The 16,632-nt window shown below is 69.1% G+C and carries 13 protein-coding genes; 9 read left to right on the top strand and 4 right to left on the bottom strand.

Going from position 1 to position 16,632, the window contains the following annotated elements; all coding sequences use genetic code 11:
• Window positions 1-26: 26 nt before the first annotated feature.
• The 3 genes from HWX08_RS03965 to HWX08_RS03955 are packed head-to-tail and all read right to left on the bottom strand — an operon-like array spanning window position 27 to window position 4,851.
• On the bottom strand, window positions 27-1,286 hold the full coding sequence (locus tag HWX08_RS03965) for a cytochrome c (protein ID WP_174919402.1): 1,260 nt from the start codon (window positions 1,284-1,286) through the stop codon (window positions 27-29).
• Entirely contained in the window at window positions 1,283-1,978 is a 696-nt protein-coding gene (locus HWX08_RS03960) for a (2Fe-2S)-binding protein (RefSeq protein ID WP_174919401.1), read from the bottom strand. The genes HWX08_RS03965 and HWX08_RS03960 overlap by 4 nt, the downstream gene beginning before the upstream one ends.
• A complete protein-coding gene (locus tag HWX08_RS03955) occupies window positions 1,975-4,851 on the bottom strand; it encodes a xanthine dehydrogenase family protein molybdopterin-binding subunit (protein WP_174919400.1) in 2,877 nt (958 codons plus the stop codon). The genes HWX08_RS03960 and HWX08_RS03955 overlap by 4 nt, the downstream gene beginning before the upstream one ends.
• 500 nt (window positions 4,852-5,351) lie before the next feature.
• Between HWX08_RS03955 and HWX08_RS03950 the strand changes: the two genes are divergently transcribed.
• The 3 genes from HWX08_RS03950 to HWX08_RS03940 all read left to right on the top strand — a co-directional run bounded on the left by HWX08_RS03950 (window position 5,352) and on the right by HWX08_RS03940 (window position 8,738).
• Window positions 5,352-6,902, top strand: coding sequence for a sensor domain-containing diguanylate cyclase (locus HWX08_RS03950; protein WP_174919399.1), 1,551 nt, complete (start codon window positions 5,352-5,354; stop codon window positions 6,900-6,902).
• 259 nt (window positions 6,903-7,161) lie between these two features.
• Window positions 7,162-7,437, top strand: a complete 276-nt coding sequence (locus HWX08_RS03945; protein WP_069259993.1) for a hypothetical protein — start codon at window positions 7,162-7,164, stop codon at window positions 7,435-7,437.
• Between the two features lie 266 nt (window positions 7,438-7,703).
• Complete coding sequence (locus HWX08_RS03940; RefSeq protein ID WP_069259994.1) at window positions 7,704-8,738, top strand: succinylglutamate desuccinylase/aspartoacylase family protein; 1,035 nt, start codon at window positions 7,704-7,706, stop codon at window positions 8,736-8,738.
• 112 nt (window positions 8,739-8,850) lie between these two features.
• Here HWX08_RS03940 and HWX08_RS03935 read toward each other — a convergent pair whose 3' ends face one another.
• A complete protein-coding gene (locus HWX08_RS03935; protein WP_069259995.1) occupies window positions 8,851-9,309 on the bottom strand; it encodes a GNAT family N-acetyltransferase in 459 nt (152 codons plus the stop codon).
• A gap of 426 nt (window positions 9,310-9,735) precedes the next feature.
• Here HWX08_RS03935 and HWX08_RS03930 point away from each other — a divergent pair, with 426 nt between their 5' ends.
• The 6 genes from HWX08_RS03930 to HWX08_RS03905 all read left to right on the top strand — a co-directional run bounded on the left by HWX08_RS03930 (window position 9,736) and on the right by HWX08_RS03905 (window position 16,618).
• A complete protein-coding gene (locus HWX08_RS03930; protein WP_174919398.1) occupies window positions 9,736-10,296 on the top strand; it encodes a GNAT family N-acetyltransferase in 561 nt (186 codons plus the stop codon).
• A gap of 56 nt (window positions 10,297-10,352) precedes the next feature.
• Window positions 10,353-11,300: an ABC transporter substrate-binding protein gene (locus HWX08_RS03925; protein WP_174919397.1), complete on the top strand. Its 948-nt coding sequence runs from the start codon at window positions 10,353-10,355 to the stop codon at window positions 11,298-11,300.
• A 77-nt stretch (window positions 11,301-11,377) separates the two neighbouring features.
• Window positions 11,378-12,427 carry an LLM class flavin-dependent oxidoreductase gene (locus HWX08_RS03920; protein ID WP_069259998.1) on the top strand — a complete coding sequence of 350 codons (1,050 nt, stop codon included), beginning with the start codon at window positions 11,378-11,380 and terminating at the stop codon, window positions 12,425-12,427.
• 7 nt (window positions 12,428-12,434) lie between these two features.
• The gene (locus HWX08_RS03915) at window positions 12,435-13,787 is read left to right on the top strand and encodes an LLM class flavin-dependent oxidoreductase (protein ID WP_069259999.1); all 1,353 of its coding nucleotides are present in this window, start codon (window positions 12,435-12,437) and stop codon (window positions 13,785-13,787) included.
• A gap of 73 nt (window positions 13,788-13,860) precedes the next feature.
• Window positions 13,861-15,651: an amino acid ABC transporter permease/ATP-binding protein gene (locus HWX08_RS03910; protein ID WP_174919396.1), complete on the top strand. Its 1,791-nt coding sequence runs from the start codon at window positions 13,861-13,863 to the stop codon at window positions 15,649-15,651.
• Window positions 15,652-15,685: 34 nt separating this feature from the next.
• On the top strand, window positions 15,686-16,618 hold the full coding sequence (locus HWX08_RS03905) for an ABC transporter substrate-binding protein (protein ID WP_174919395.1): 933 nt from the start codon (window positions 15,686-15,688) through the stop codon (window positions 16,616-16,618).
• Window positions 16,619-16,632: the final 14 nt, after the last annotated feature.

Genomic DNA, 16,632 nt, shown 5'->3' with positions numbered 1-16,632 from the left:
CGCGACGCCCCGCCCCTCGGCACGGCTTAACGCATCGCCTTCACGTCGGCCGCCGTGACGCTCGCGGGCTGGCCGCCCCACGTCGCACGCAGGTAGTTCGCGAGCTGCGCGAGTTCGTCGTCGCTCAGCGTGTGCGCGAAACCGGGCATCGGCTGCAGGTTCTCGAAACCGGCGAACTTCTGCTCGCCGATGCCGTCGAGCATCGCGACCAGCAGGTTGCGCGGGTCGCCCTGGCGCACCGTCGAGTTGCCGTTCATCGGCACCGCGACGTGCGGCTTGCCTTCGCCGTTGAAGCCGTGGCAGCCCGCGCAGACCGCGAGATACACCGAGCGGCCGGCCGCGAGCTGCGCGGCGTCGGCCGACACCGGCTTCACCGGTTGCGGCGCGGGCGGCGTGTCGCCGAGCAGGTACACCGACAGCGCGCGCAGGTCGTCCTTCGTCATGTACTGCGTGCTCAGGTGCACGACCGGATACATCTCGCCGAACGCCGAGCCTTGCGGCGCGATGCCGACGCCGAAGAACGTCTGCAGGTCCGCGCCCGTCCAGCCGCGCGCGGCAAGACCTGCCGGCGTGATGTCCGGCGCGGCCACGCGGCCGAGCGCCGCGCCCGCGAACGGTTTCGCGCTGTCGAGCTGGCCGGTGAACGCGCGAGGCGTATGGCATTCCGCGCAGTGGCCGAGCGCGCCCGCCAGATAGCGGCCGCGTTGCCAGTCGGCGGACTGGCCCGTCGAGGCGTCGGGCAGGCTGTCCTTCAGGAACACCATGTCCCAGAAGACCATCCCGAAGCGCAGGTTGTACGGGAACTTCAGTTCGTGCTCGCGGTTTGCCTGCGCGACCGGCCTGACGGTCTTCAGGTACGCGTACATCGCGTCGGAATCGGCGCGCGTGAGCTGACGGTACGACGTGTACGGCATCGACGGATACAGGCGCTTGCCCGGCGCCTTGCCGTCGTGCAGCGCGGCGTAGAAGTCGTCCGCGCTCCAGCTGCCGATCCCGTGATCCTTGTCGGGCGTGATGTTCGAGCCGTAGAACGTGCCGAACGGCGATTCGAGCGGTGCGCCGCCGGCGAACGGCGCGCCGTCCTTCGCGGTGTGGCACGCTGCGCAGTCGGCAGCCTTGACGAGATAGCGGCCGCGTGCGATCGAGTCGGCGCCGGGCGCGCCGGACGCCGCGTTCGACGCCGGTGCGTCATGGCCGCCGCACGCAGCGAGCAGCAGCGCGCAGGCCGCGGCGATCGCGGGCAGACCCGCGGCGCGCGCGACACGGTGAGCGAATGTGCGTTTCATGCGGCGTCCTTCACGAGTCCCGGGGTCGTCAGTACCACGTCCTTGACGGCTTCGTAGTAGCGGACATAGCCCGTGCAGCGGCAAAGATGCGCATCGAGCGCCTCGGTAATCGTGCGCTCGACGTCGGCCTTCGCGACCGGCTCGCGCTTCAGGCGTTCGATCAGCACGGTGGCCGCGTTGACGAAGCCCGGCGTGCAATAGCCGCACTGGAAGCTGAAATGATCGAGGAACTTCTGCTGGATCGGCGACAGCTCGACCACTTCGCCCGCTTCGTTGCGTTTCGCGTGGCCTTCGATCGTGCGGATCGAGCGGCCGTGGAAGAAATGCGCGCCGGTGATGCACGTGCGCATTTCCTCGCTCGTGCCGTCCGGCTTGTCGACGATCACGACGCACGCATGGCAGATGCCCTGCCCGCAGCCGAGCCGCGAACCGGTGAGGCCCGCGTACTCGTGCAGGAACTCGATCATCATCAGCCCTTCCGGCACCTGCATCGGGCCGACGGACTTGCCGTTGATATTGATCGACAGCGGTTTCGACTGGAACCGCACGAGCGGACGCTCGACGGCGGCCGCAGCCGGGGCCGGCACTGCCGGGGCCGATGCCGGTGCGGCCGAAGCCACGCTCGGCGCGGAAGCGCCGGTCGCAGTGGCGCTGGCGCTCGCGGCCGAAGCCGCGGGTTGGGCGGTCGTCATGCGAGCACCTCCTGAATCTTTTGCGGGGTCACCGGCAGGTCGGTGAAACGATGGCCGATCGCGTGCGCGATGCCGTTCACGATCGCGCCGACGACGGGAATCATCACCACTTCGGCGACGCCCTTCGGCGGATCGGTCTCGGACAGCGGCGGCAACACGTCGCCCGTCTGCGTCCAGACGGCGACGTCGGACGCGCGCGGCAGCTGGTAACGGTTGAAGTTCCACGTGCCGTTGCCGGGGCCGTCTTCATACAGCGGCAGGTATTCGTGCAGCGCATGGCCGATACCCATCGCGAGACCACCCTGCAACTGGCCCGACACGAGCTGCGGCGAAATCTGGTTGCCGCATTCCATGATCGAGTGGTGCGTGAGCAGCTCGACCTTGCCGGTCGCTTCGTGCACGGCCAGTTCGACCAGCGTGCCGACTGCCGTGTAGTACGTGACGGCCGCGTTGTTGCGGCTCGTCGGCGGAATGAACACGCGCTTGCGGTCCAGCACGCGGTAGCCGTTCGCGGTCGGCGCCAGCGTTCCATGCATCGCGGTTGCGCCGGCCGGTGCGGCGGTGCCGGGCATCGGGCCGTTGTCGCCCGTCTTCGGCGCGCCGACCCGCAGCGACAGCCCGTCGATCGGCAGGCGTTCGACCGTGCCGCCCACGTCGAACTCGGCGTCGGCCCACTGCCAGCGGTTGAACACGTGCACGACGGCGCCGGTCGGCAGGCCGAGCGCATGCGCCTGCTTCGCGAGCTGTTCGAACGACAGCGGCTCGAGGCCGTCGGCGGTCAGCTTGCCGTCGACCCAGCGCGCGTCCTCGATGCGGATCGTGTACGGCGCCGCCTGGCCGCCGCCGAGTCCGCGCGTCCAGATCGACATCGCGGCCGGCCACAGGCCGTAGCGGAACACCGCGCGCGCGGCTTCGCGCGTGCTGTGCGTGAAGTAGTACGCGGAGTTCGTCGCGCTCGACGGCGACGCATAGCCCGGCGACCAGCGCGGGTTCGCGCTCAGGCGATCCTGGTCGGCCTGCGACATGAGATACGGATCGCCGCTCGTCTCGACCGGCAGGTCCGGCCATTCGGTCACGGCCACGCGCACGTCGGTGGCCGGACGGCCGAGCCATTTCGCGACCGCGACGGCCTGCGACGTCGACATCCCGGTACCGATCTCGGCCGCCGTATGCTGCAGCGACACCTTGCCGTTCTCGTCGAATTCGACCTTCGCGAACGACGCTTCCGCGCCCGTGCCGAAATCCTTCTGCACGCACGCGAAGCCGACGCCGTAGCGCTTGCCCGGGTTCGCGGCCTCGTATTCGGCCTTGCGCGCGACGCGATGCGTCCACAGCGGATGCTGCTTCGCGCGCTCGAGCACTTCGTCGACGCGCAGCGCGCCGGCGGGAATCGCACCCTGCGTGTTCTTCATCCCCGAGCGCAGCGCGTTGCGCAGACGGAAATCGATCGGATCGATGTTCAGCTGCGCGGCGATTTCGTCCACCGCCATCTCGGTCGCCGCCATGCTCTGCAGCGTGCCGTAGCCGCGCGCGGAACCGGCGTCGATCGCGCGCGACGCGATCGCGACCGCGGCCAGGTCGCTCTTCGGGAAGTAGTAGATCGACTGCGCAGCCGTCGCGCCGACCATCGCGACCGACGGCGAGAAGTTCGAGCGTCCGCCGCCGTTCGCCTCGAAGTCGCCCTTGAACGACTGCAGCAGGCCCGTGTTGCGATCGACCGCGATCCGGTAGTGCATCTTGAACGCGTGACGCTTGAGCGACGTCTGGAACTGCTCGTAGCGGTCGTTCGCGAAACGCACCGGGCGGCCGTCCGCGTACAACGCGCACACGAGGCCGTAGAACGGCACGTTGAAGTGATCCTTCGAACCGTAGCCGACCGTGTAGCACGGATGCACGAACAGCTTCTTCACCGGGAAGCGGGTTTTCGCGACCATCGCGGCCGCATTCTCCGCCACTTCGAGCGGCGACTGGGTCGGCACGACGAGGTGCAGCGACTGCGTCGCGGTGTCGTACCAGCAGTTCGCGTTGTCGGGTTCGAGCGCGGCCGTGTCGACCGACTGCGTGTTGTACTCGCGGTCGAACACGAGCCAGTCGGCCGACGGATGGTCGAGCTCGTTCGCGATCTGTCCGGCCAGGAACATGCCCTGTTCGTCGAGCTTGCCGTGCTCCTTGCCGTCCGGCCACACCGGCAGGTGCTTGCGCATCATGCTCGGGAAGATCGGCGCATCCTTCAGGCTCGAATAGACGTCGTCGTCGTAGGCCGTCTTGCCGCCCACGCGCACGTAGCGGAACGTGCCCCACGGATCGCGCTCGAGCGGGCCCGTGACCGCGCCGTAGCGGATCACGTCGTCGCGGAATTTCAGCGCGTTCTTCGCGAAGCGGAAGCGCGCGAAATCGTGGTAGATGAGGATCGCGACCGCATGGCCGAGATACGCGGGCGTCTTGCCGGCGGGCAGCAGCATGTCGTCGCCGTAGAACGTCGGGAACGCGACGCCGTCGCGCGCGAGATCGTCGGCCGTGACCACGCGGTCCGGCTTCAGGTCGTCGCCGAGCAGCGACAGGTCGAAGCCTTCGTACGTGCGGTCGGCCTGCGTGACGCGCAGGATCAGCGCATGCGACTGCTGCTGCGGCCAGTGCGGCATGTCGGCGGCGCGCACGTCGCGGGCGAATACTTTCGAGCCCGTGACCTTCGCGATGCCGTCGATGCGGAACTGGGGGATGCCGGTGACGCTATCCCATTTGACGGGGGTGAGGAGTTTTTCTTCGAAGAGCGCCGCGAATGCGCGGCTGCCCAGCGGCGCGACATACACTGCGACGCCCGCCAGCACGCTGGCTTTCAGAAAACCCCGCCGTGACAGGCCGTGGTTTTTCATTGGGGGAGAACCTCCTGATGCGGCTCGGACGGCGATCGGGTGTCGCGACGTTCGGAGCGGCGCGCATTCTGGCATTGTTTTTGATATATCGCCTATAGTATTTCTCGCATGAAATACTTATTGAATCTCTTATAACGGTATTCAGCCGGGCTGCGACGGCCGGTCGCACGAAGCGATTCGAGCGCGTCGCGCCCCTCCGTTGCAGCCGTTTCGATCGTGTCGGCCGCAACCGATGGGTCCGCACCGTGCCCACGGCGACCTGTCTCCTGCCGGCCCCCGCACCGCATGCCGTTCGCAAGGATGCTGCCTCCGCGCCGACGAATGCGCAAGACTTCCACGGGCGTGGTTTACGACTAGTGGCCGGCGTCGCGCACGGCGCCGCGCCGCTTGTGTTTCATGGTAATGTCGTGCGCATCCGGTCTGGCCGGGCCTTCGCCACGTGCCGTGCGAAGCCGCCAGCCATCGCGTCATCGCGCGACATCGTGTCGAGGTCAACAACCATGGCAGTCAGGGCGTCTCTCCTGCACTCCGTTCTCGCCACTCCTCCCTCCGGCAACCACCGTGTGACGGACGCGCTGCGTCCGTCGATGCTCGTCACCCTGTTCGAGGACGTCCGCCCGATGGCGCTGTCCGGGCTCGCGAGCGGCTTCGTCGCGGCCGTCGCGCTGCTCCGGCTGCAGCAACTCTGGTGCGTGGCATGGCTGATCGCCGACGTCTGCCTGCTCGTCGCGCGGCTGTCAATCGCGCGCGCGTACACGGTTCAGCGCAACGCCGGCAACGACCGCGCCGAATACTGGGCGATGCGCTACGCGCCCGTGTCGCTCGTTGCGTGCCTCGTGCTCGGCCTCGGCGTGATGGGCTGCGTGCAGGCCGTCGACGTCGAACTCGGCACGCTGTCGGTGATGGTCGCGGGCGGCGTGTTCGGCGGGATCGCGTCGCGCAATGCGGCGCTGCCGCGACTCGCGATGATGCAGGTCACGCTCGGCGTGCTGCCGATCGGTGTCGGTGCGCTGCTGGCCCAGCGCTCGGGCGCATGGCTGCTGCTGCCGCCGCTCGCGATCTATCTTGCCGCGATGCGCACGGTCGTCCAGCGCCACTATCGTGTGCTCGTCGCGCTGATCGCCGCGCGCCAGCGCAACGCCGAACTCGTCGCGCGTTTCGACGCCGCGCTCACCTACATGCCGCACGGCCTGTGCATGATCGACGGCGAGCGCCGCGTGATCGTCGCGAACCGGCGCACCGCGCAACTGTTCGGCTCGCCGCGCGAAATCATGCTCGATACGCCGCTGCCCGCCGTCGTCGCGACGCTCGGCGCGAACGACGCGACCGATCCCGGCGGCACGCAGCTCGCCGCGCAGTGCGAGCTGTGGCTGGCCTGCGACGAACCCGCGCCGCTCGACGTCGCGCTCGCCGACGGCCGCCAGCTCGAACTGACCCGCCACCGCGTGCCGGACGGCAACGCGGTGATCATCGTCGAGGACGTCACCGCGCGCCGCCGGACCGAACAGCACATCCGGCATCTCGCGCGGCACGACGCGCTGACGGGCTTGCCGAACCGCCACGAACTGCATGCCGGGCTCAAGCGGATGCTCGCGCGCCGGCCGCGCATGCCGGGCCCCGCGCTCGCCGTCATGTATCTCGACCTCGACGGCTTCAAGGCGATCAACGACCGGTTCGGCCACCAGGCCGGCGACGACGTGCTCACGCAGGTCGCGGAGCGGCTCGGCAAGACGCTGCCGCCCGGCGAGCTCGCGGCGCGAATCGGCGGCGACGAGTTCGTCGTCGCGCTCGACGACACGACGATGCACGCGTGCTCGCTCCTCGCCACGCGCATCATCCGGCAGATCTCGGCACCGTACAGGCTGTCGATCGGCGAGACCGTGAGCCTCGGAATCAGCATCGGCATCGCGCTCGACGACGGCCACGGTTCCGCCGACGAACTGATCCGGCAGGCCGACAGCGCGCTGTATGAAGCGAAGTCGGCCGGCAAGGGGATTTACCGGTTCTATTCGAGCGGCAGCCGCCGCGTCGCGCCGGCCACCGCGAGCTGAACCGGCCGCACGCAGGCCCGCGACGTCGCGCGCTTTCCCCCGCGTCCGCCACCTGCCGACGATGCAATTCCGAAACGCTTTGCGCGGCCGCGCGTGGCGCCGCGCGTTCGCGTGTCACGTGACGTGTTCCGTAACATCGCCGCTCGCCACGCGTCACGTTGGCCGCAGAAGCCGGCACGATCGACGCAGCGCGAGGCTTTTCGAGCCTGGCACTCTTATTGCTCCCTGTCACGGAAACAGGTTGTCAGGGAGACCCAGCATGAATACCGTCGAAGTCCTCAGCCGCAGCGAAACCATCGACGAACTCGACGTGATCGACGGCGCATCGCTGATCCGCCGGCTCGTGTCGGAACGCCGGATGCCGGCCGCACGCGAAGCCCGATGCGTCGACAATCCGCCGCTGACGCTGTACGGCGCATTTCGCCAGGGCATCGCCGATCACCACGCGCGCCGCGCGAATCCGTATCGCGCCGGCAGCCGTTTCTGGGCACTGTGGGAAGAAGGTCGTCTCGAAGCTGAAACATCGGGCCGGTAAGCCGGTTGCGCGCGCCGGCCTTCTCGCGGCGGGGGCCGGCGCGAAACATCACGCTCGAATGCGGCCGGCCGACGTGCCCGCATGCGTTCACCGCTGCAACATCGCAAGGGTTCCACGTATCGACGTTGCAACGCGTCCGCACGCATCGATGGGCTTGCCGGTCGATCGCAGTTCGCCACCGCATTCGGCATGGCGCGCGCCCGGCGCGGCGCGCGGCGGTCGTTTCCCGATAAGATGGCAGATTCCGTTCATCGAACGACGCCGCCATGACCGCCTCTTCCTCACCCCGTAATCCCATCCACTGCGAAATCGATCTCGACGCGCAAGGCAAGCACGCCGGCTACCTGCGGCTGCCGCATTCCGTGCATCGCTCGGCGTACGGCTGGCTGCCGATCCCGATCGCGTCGATCCGCAACGGCGACGGCCCGGTCGCGCTCGTGATGGCCGGCAACCACGGCGACGAGTACGAAGGCCAGATCATCGTGTCGCAACTGATGCGCGAGATCGAGCCCGACATGGTCAGCGGCCAGCTGATCCTGCTGCCGATGGCGAATTTCCCGGCGGCGGACGCGGGCCTGCGCGTGTCGCCGCTCGACGAAGGCAACCTGAACCGCAGCTTCCCCGGCGACCCGGCCGGCACGCCGACGCAGATGATCGCCCACTACATCGAGCACATGCTGCTGTCGCGCGCGCAGTATCTGGTCGACCTGCATTCGGGCGGCAGCTCGCTGCTGTACCAGGGCGGCAACATGCTCGCGATCGATCCGCTCGACGACGACGAAGCCGCGAAGCTCAACGGGCTGCTGGTCGCGTTCGGGTTGCACAATGCGCTGCTGCATGCGCCGAACCCCGTGCACTCGGCGTCGGCCGCGCGGCGGCAGGGCGCGATTTCGATCGTGACCGAGCTCGGCGGCGCCGGCATGGCCGACCCGTCGCTGATCCGGATGGGCCGCCACGGGCTGCTGCACTACCTCGGTCATATCGGGCTGCTGCGCGGCGCGCTGGTGCCCGATGCGCCGCCGACCGTCACGCGCTTCATGCGCGTCGACGGCGAGCGTCACTTCGTCTATGCGTACGAGCAAGGGCTGTACGAGCCGCTCGTCGAACTCGGCGACCAGGTGACGGCCGGACAGCCGGCCGCGTGGGTGCATTTCCCCGATACGCCGCTGCGCGAACCGGTGCTGCACCGGTTCAAGGGCGACGGCGAAGTGGTGTGCAAGCGCGTGCCCGCGCAGGTTCGGCGCGGAGATTGCCTGTTTCAGCTGGCGGAGTTGTCGACGCCGCCGCGTGTCATCGAGTGATGCGTGTGACTGGGGAGAAGTCGCGACCGGGGAGCGTCGGCCACGCCCCACGTCGACGCTGTCGCGAGAGCCGATAACCGGCCATCCGCTAAACGGTCCGCGTCGCCCCCGGTTACCGCATCAACGCATACAGAACATCGGGACAGCGTTCCTCGTTTCTGCTTCCATCGCTGTACGCGACCGCAATGAATCCCTGCTTTTCGTAGAACGCGGCGGCAGCACGATTCATCTGGAACGTGTAAAGCTGGAGCGTGCCATCGGTCTGCGACTTCACCGCCTCCAGCAGCCAAGTGCCGATCCCGCGCCGCGTCGACTCGGGACACACGTACAACTGGTCGAGCCATGTCACGCGATCGGTGACGGAGTATGCGGCCATGCCGACCAACCGATCGTTGTCGACGGCGACGATCACGCCACCCGACGGAATCAGGATGTTGGCGACCCAGTCGCGGACTTCCGGTTCCGTGTGCGCGAGCGGTGCATACGATGCCATCGTGTTGCGGGATCGCAGATACAGGTCGCCCAACTCCGCGGCGTCGGCCGGCGTTGCCCGGCGCAAGATCAACGGCATATACCCACTCCGGAATCGTCGAAAAAGTGTCGTCTGGCGCGATGCGATCGCAACGGAACAGCACGTGCGCGCGAATCCCGGCCGATACCGGTCAGCCGCGCACACGCGCCGTGCTCCCCTTCGCCCGAACGACTTCGTCGCCGTCTCGAGCGTATCGGCGACACCGGATGCTACCCCACCCCACGCCCGCTGCAAGCCTTCTGACGCCGCCCGCGAAATCCTTATCGAAATTGCTTCGTTCGTCTTTGCCGGCCGCGCCGCTAACGTGTTCGAAACGACGGCGGCCCGCCATCGGCATCGCAGCAACGGGATGCGCGCCGGCCACCGTCATCACGACAACTCCGTCGCGATAGCGGAACAGACCGGACGGGCCGCGTGCCCGCACCCCGCCAGGAACGTCCGCATCGCGCGCCCTTCGCGATGCCCATGGCCACGACCGACCGCATCATCGACACGTCGCCGCTCGACGTCCGCGCGCAGCCGCTGATCGACGCGCTGATAGACGAGTATGCGACCCGCTACAACGCGTATCGCCCCGACAGCCGCGCGTCCGCGCGCGATGAACTCGCACGCTATCCGGCCGAACTGTTCGCGCCGCCCGAAGGCGCGTTCGTGCTGCTGCTGCGCGACGGCGAGACGATCGGCGGCGGCGCGTTCAAGCGCTACGACGCGCACACTGCCGAGCTCAAACGCATCTGGACCCGCGCGGACCTGCGCCGCCAGGGCCTCGCACGCGTGATCGTCGACGCGCTCGAACAGCGCGCCGTGCAGCAAGGCTATCGGCGCGTCTACCTGACCACCGGCTTTCGCCAGCCCGAAGCGTGGGCGCTGTACGACCGCACCGGCTATACGCGGCTGTTCGATGCGTCGATCGCCCCCGAAGCGTATTTCCACCTGCGCTTCGGCAAGGATCTCGTCGACCCGTTGCGCACGTCGACGCTGGCCGACCTGTGGGCGCCCGCGCCCGAACCGGCGCTGCCGCGCTGACCGCGCCCGCACCGCTGACGCTTCCCTCTCTTCGCTTGCCATCACAGGACGTTTTCATGCCACGAGCCGTACCGCTTTCCTCCCGTGCCGCGCGCACGCTGGCCACCGCGTTGATCGGCCTGAGCGCGTTCGCCGCGGCCGCCGCCGCGGCCACGTTCGACCTGAGCCCCGAACAGCTCGGCCGCCCGCGCGGCGCGGCCGATGCGGCCGTCGAGCGCGCGGTGCCCGCGTCGTTCAGGTTCGCCGAACCCGGCACGCTGACGATCGGCATCGCGCCGAGCCTGCCGCCGATCAGCACGTATGCGACCGACGCGCGCACGGTGATCGGCTTCGACGCCGACATCGGCCAGCTCGTGTCCGACAGCCTCGGGCGCAAGCTGAAGATCGTCGCGCTCGCGTGGGCCGACTGGCCACTCGCGCTCGAATCCGGAAAAGTCGACGCGGTGATCTCGAACGTCACCGTCACCGAGGAACGCAAGCAGAAGTTCGATTTCTCGTCCTACCGCAAGGACCAGGTCGGCTTCTACGTGCGCAACGACAGCAAGATCCAGGCGATCCGCGAGCCGAAGGACGTCGCGGGGCTGCGCGTCGTGACCGACGCCGGCACCAACCAGGAAAAGATCCTGCTCGCGTGGGATCGCGAGAACATCGCGCACGGGCTGAAACCCGTGCAGATCCAGTATTACGACGACCAGGCGATGCGCATCGTCGCCGTGCAGTCCGGCCGCGCGGACGCCGTGTTCAGCGTGAACTCGGTGCTCGCGTACCAGAGCGCGCAGCAAGGCAAGACCCGGCTCGTCGGCGCGATCAGCGGCGGCTGGCCGCGCACGGCCGACATCGCGATCGCGACGCGTCGCGGCAGCGGGCTCGCCGATCCGCTCACCGTCGCGCTGAACGGACTGATCAGGAGCGGCCGCTACCAGCAGGTGCTCGACCGCTGGAACCTCGCCTCCGAGGCGATCGACCGGTCGCGCACGAATCCGCCGGGCTTGCCGAAGAGCTGAGCGCCGCGCGCCCATCGTCACGCCCTGTCACGTTCACTTCACGCTCATTTCACGCTCCCGCAGGAACGCCGCTCACCATGTCTTACTCGCTATCGCTGCTGGACAAGAGTCCGATTGCCGACGGCGCGAGCGCCGCCGACGCGCTGCGCTTCACCACGACGCTCGCGCAACGCGCCGAACAGCTCGGCTACGAACGCTTCTGGGTCGCCGAGCATCATGGCGCGCCGGGCTTCGCAAGCTCGGCGCCGGAGATCGTCGTCGCGCACCTGCTCGCGCACACGTCGCGCATCCGCGTCGGCTCGGGCGGCGTGATGCTGCAGCACTACAGCCCGTTCAAGGTCGCCGAGACGTTCAAGGTGCTGGCCGCGCTCGCGCCGGGCCGCGTCGACCTCGGCGTCGGTAAGGCACCCGGCGGGCTGCCGCTGACCACGCGCGCGCTGCAGTGGTTCCACGACAAGGCGCGCAAGCCGGATTTCGCGGGCCAGCTCGCGGAACTCGACGCGTTCCTCGGCTGGGGCGTCGCCGAAGATCATCCGCTCGCCGGCGCCGTCGCGATGCCGGTGCCGCCGCAGGCGCCCGAACGCATCCTGCTCGGCGGCTCGCCGGACAGCGGCGCGCTCGCCGCGCGCAACGGCTGGCGCTTCTGCTACGCAGGGCATTTCAACGGCGACGACGCGAACCTCGAACGTTCGCTCGACGCGTACCGCAGCGCGGGCGGTACGAAACCGCTGGTCGCGCTGTACGCGGTGGCCGCGCCGACGCGCGACGCGGCCGAGCAACTGATCGGGCCGCTGAAGATCTTCAAGCTGCAGTTCGCGGGCGGCCAGAGCTTCAATCTCGCGAGCGCGCAGGCCGCCGCCGAATTCGCGCGACAAAGCGGCGCATCCGACTACCGGATCGACGAACTGCGCCCGACCGTGCTGGCCGACACGCCCGAGCGCGTGCACCGCGCGCTCGACGCGCTGAGCCGGCGGCTCGACGTCGACGCATTCGTGATCGATTCGCCGGTGACCGACTACGCGGCGCGGCTCGCGTCGGCCGAATGGCTCGGCGGCGCGCAGTCGGCCACATCTTGGCAGGCGGCCGTCGCGGCCGACCGCTCCCTTTCCCCCGACCAGAACGCGTGACGCTCCCATGACGACCCGACGATCGATCCCCTTCGGCCTGATGCTCCAGGGCGCAGGCAGCCACATGAACGCATGGCGGCACCCGAGCAACCCGCCGGACGCGAGCATCAACCTCGACTTCGCGATCGGCATCGCACGCAAGGCGGAAGCCGCCGGCATCGCGTTCGCGTTCGTCGCCGACGGCCTCTACATCAACGAGAAGTCGATCCCCCACTTCCTGAACCGCTTCGAGCCGCTGACCGTGCTGTCGGCGCTCGCGGTCGCGACGAAGAAGATCGGGCTGGCCGGCACGATCTCGACGTCGTACAGCGAGCCGTTCACCGTCGCACGCCAGCTCGCGTCGCTCGACGTGATCAGCGGCGGGCGCGCGGGCTGGAACGTCGTGACGACGCCGCTCGAAGGCACCGCGAAGAATTTCGGCAAGGCGCATCCCGACCACGAATTGCGCTACGAGATTGCCGACGAATACCTCGACGTCGTGCAGGGCCTGTGGGACAGCTGGGACGACGACGCATTCGTGCGCGACCGCGCGAGCGGCCGCTTCTTCGATCGCGACAAGCTGCATACGCTCGATCACCACGGCCGCTTCTTCCAGGTCGCGGGGCCGCTGAACATCCAGCGCTCGCCGCAGGGGCAGCCGGTGATCTTCCAGGCCGGTTCGTCCGACACCGGGATCGGGCTCGCGGGCAAGTATGCGGACGCCGTGTTCACGCATTCGCCGTCGCTCGACGAAACGGCCGCGTTCACGCGGCGCGTGAAGCAAAGTGCGGTCGAGCACGGCCGGCAACCCGGCGACGTGAAGATCTTCCCCGGTATCGGACCGATCGTCGGCCGCACGGCCCAGGAGGCCGAGGACAAATACCAGGCGATCCGCGACCTGCTGACGATCGACGAGGCGCTCGCGTACCTCGGCCGCTATTTCGATCACCACGATTTCACGCAGTACGCGCTCGACGCGCCGTTCCCGGAACTCGGCGAGCTCGGCCGCAACAGCTTTCGTTCGACCACCGACCGGATCAAGGCCGACGCGAAACGGAAAGGGCTGTCGCTGCGCGAGACGGCGCTCGCGGTCGCCACGCCGCGCCCGAATTTCATCGGCACGGCCGAACACGTCGCCGACGAGCTGATCCGCTGGCACGACGCCGGCGCCGGCGACGGTTTCATCCTCGGCTTCGCGGTGCAGGCGCAGGGTGTCGACGATTTCGTCGAACTCGTGATCCCGATACTCGAGGCGCGCGGCCGCTACAGCCGCGACCTGCCCGGCGCGACGCTGCGCGACCACCTCGGGCTGCCGCGCAAGACCAGCCGCCACGCGGCGCCCGGGGTTGCACCGGCCACCGCGGCCGAAGCGCACGCCTGAGACGCCCGACACCCGCCGCCGCGCCGCCCGTGCGCGGCGCGCCCGCCCGACCGATTCGAGGATTTCCACCGATATGAGCGATACGACCCACCTCGGCGGCGCGCTGCCGCCGCTCTCTTCTCCCGGCGCGCGCGACGCCGGCACGCGTTTGCGGATCGTGCCCGCGCGCCACCGGTCGCGCACGGCCGGCACCGTGCTCGCCGTTGCGCTAATCGCGATCGTCCTGCATTCGATTCTCGGCAACCCGCAATGGGGCTGGCCGGTGTTCGCCGAATGGTTCCTGTCGCCGCCGGTGCTGTCGGGGCTCGCGCGCACGCTGGTGCTGACGCTGCTCGGCGCGGTGTTCGGCCTCGTGCTCGGCGCGTTCGTCGCGCTGGCGCGGCTGTCGCGTTCGCGGCTGCTGTCGGCCAGCGCGTGGACCTTCGTGTGGCTGTTCCGTTCGATTCCGCTGATCGTGCTGCTGCTGATCCTGAACAATCTCGGCTACCTGTACGAGCATGTGCGGCTCGGCGTGCCGTTCACCGACATCGTGTGGTTCGACGCGCCGACCACCGACCTGATCAGCCCGTTCTGCGCGGCCGTACTCGGCCTCACGCTGCACCACGCGGCGTTTTCCGCGGAGGTGATCCGCGGCGGCATTCTCGCGGTCGACCAGGGCCAGCTCGAAGCGGCCGCCGCGCTCGGGCTGCCGCGCGGCCGCCAGACCACGCGGATCGTGCTGCCGCAGGCGATGCGCGCGATCCTGCCGACCGCGTTCAACGACCTGATCATGCTCGCCAAGGGCACGTCGATGGTCTACGTGCTCGCGATGCCCGAGCTGTTCTATACGGTACAGGTGATCTATCGCCGCAATCTCGAAGTGATCCCGCTGCTGATGGTCGCGACCGTCTGGTACCTGATCATCCTGACCGTGCTGTCGACCATTCAGGTGCAGGTCGAGCGGCACTACGCGCGCGGCGCGCTGCGCAACCCGCCGCCGTCCGTCGTCACGTTCGCGCTCGCGCGCGTCGGCAAGCTGTGGCGGCGCATTGCCGCCCGTCGCGCGGCCCCGGTCGCGGCCGCTCATCGCGACGGCGACGCCGCGACCGCGGTCGCGCTGCGCGCCGGCGGCGAAGTGGCCGTGCATCACGTATCGAAACAGTTCGGCATGCAGCGCGTGCTCGACAACGTGTCGTTCGTCGCCCCGCGCGGCAGCGTGACCGTGATCGTCGGGCCGTCGGGCTCGGGCAAGTCGACGCTGCTGCGCACGATCAACCATCTCGAACGCGTCGACGACGGCTTCATCGACATCGACGGCGAACTGATCGGCTATCGCCGCGACGGCGACGTGCTCCACGAGCTGCCGGAGCGCGACGTCCTGACGCGGCGCACCGCCGTCGGGATGGTGTTCCAGAACTTCAACCTGTTCCCGCACCTGACGGTGCTCGAGAATCTGGTCGAAGCGCCGGTCGCCGTCGGCGGCGTCACGCGCGACGCGGCCGAACGCATCGCCCGCGCGCTGCTCGCGCGCGTCGGTCTCGCGGACAAGGCCGATGCGTATCCGCGCCAGTTGTCCGGCGGCCAGCAGCAGCGCGTGGCGATCGCGCGGGCGCTCGCGTTGCGCCCGAAGGTGCTGCTGTTCGACGAACCGACGTCGGCGCTCGATCCCGAGCTCGTCAACGAGGTGCTCGACGTGATCAAGGAACTCGCGCGCTCGGGCACGACGCTCGTGATCGTCACGCACGAGATCGGCTTCGCGCGCGAAGTCGCGGACAACGTGCTGTTCATGGAGCGCGGGCGCATCGTCGAGGCCGGCCCGCCGGCCGTCGTGCTCGACGCGCCCGCGCATCCGCGCACGCGTGCATTCCTGTCGCGGGTGCTGTGATGCGCGCCGCTGCACACCTGCGAGGGGCCGCGCGATGACCGACCGACGCCGCTTCATGACCGCCGCATTGATCGCGGCAACGGGCCTGCCGTGGCACGCCGCGCGCGCGGCCGCCGCGACGGCCGACCTCGACCCACGCCAGGCCGGCCGCATTCGCGCGCAACGCGACGACGCGGCGATCCGCGCGGCAGCCGGCTACCGCTGGGTACGCGACGGCGCGTTCACGGTCGCGATCTCCCCGCACGCGCCGCCGGTGTCGACCTACGCGACCGACGCGCGCACCGTGGTGGGCGCCGATCCCGACTATGCGCAGCTCGTCGCGGACGCGCTCGGCCGCACGCTCGCGCTGGTGCCGATCGCGTGGGCCGACTGGCCGCTCGGGCTGACGTCCGGCAAGTACGACGCGGTGATCTCGAACGTCGGCGTGACCGAGAAGCGCAAGGAAAAATACGATTTCACGACCTACCGGCTCGGGCTGCACGGCTTCTACGTGCGCACCAGCAGCCCCATCGCGACGCTCGCGCAGCCGAAGGACATCGCCGGCCTGCGCATCATCACGGGCGCGGGCACGAGCCAGGAGCACATCCTGCTCGAATGGAACAAGCGCAACGTGGCGCAAGGGTTGAAGCCGGCCGAGCTGCTCTATTTCGACGACGATGCGACCGCGCGCGTCGCGCTGCTGTCGGGGCGCGCCGATGCGGAGCTGAACCCGAACGCGTCGCTCGCGTACGAGGCGGCGCGCACCGGCAAGATCCGGCGCGTCGGCGTCGTCAATGCGGGCTGGCCGGCCCATGCCGATGTGGCGATCGCGACGCGGCGCGGCAGCGGGCTCGCGCCCGCGCTGACGCTCGCGACGAACGCGCTGATCGGCAGCGGCCGCTATGGGCAGGCGCTCGCGCGCTGGGGCTTGCAGAGCGAGGCCATCGCGCACGCGGAAACCAATCCGCCGGGGTTGCCGTCGTTCTGAGAGCGATGCCGGGA

Origin of the sequence: Burkholderia metallica (genome assembly GCF_902832845.1) — a bacterium.
Classification (GTDB): Bacteria; Pseudomonadota; Gammaproteobacteria; order Burkholderiales; family Burkholderiaceae; genus Burkholderia; species Burkholderia metallica.
This window is presented reverse-complemented; position numbering and strand designations above follow the sequence as displayed.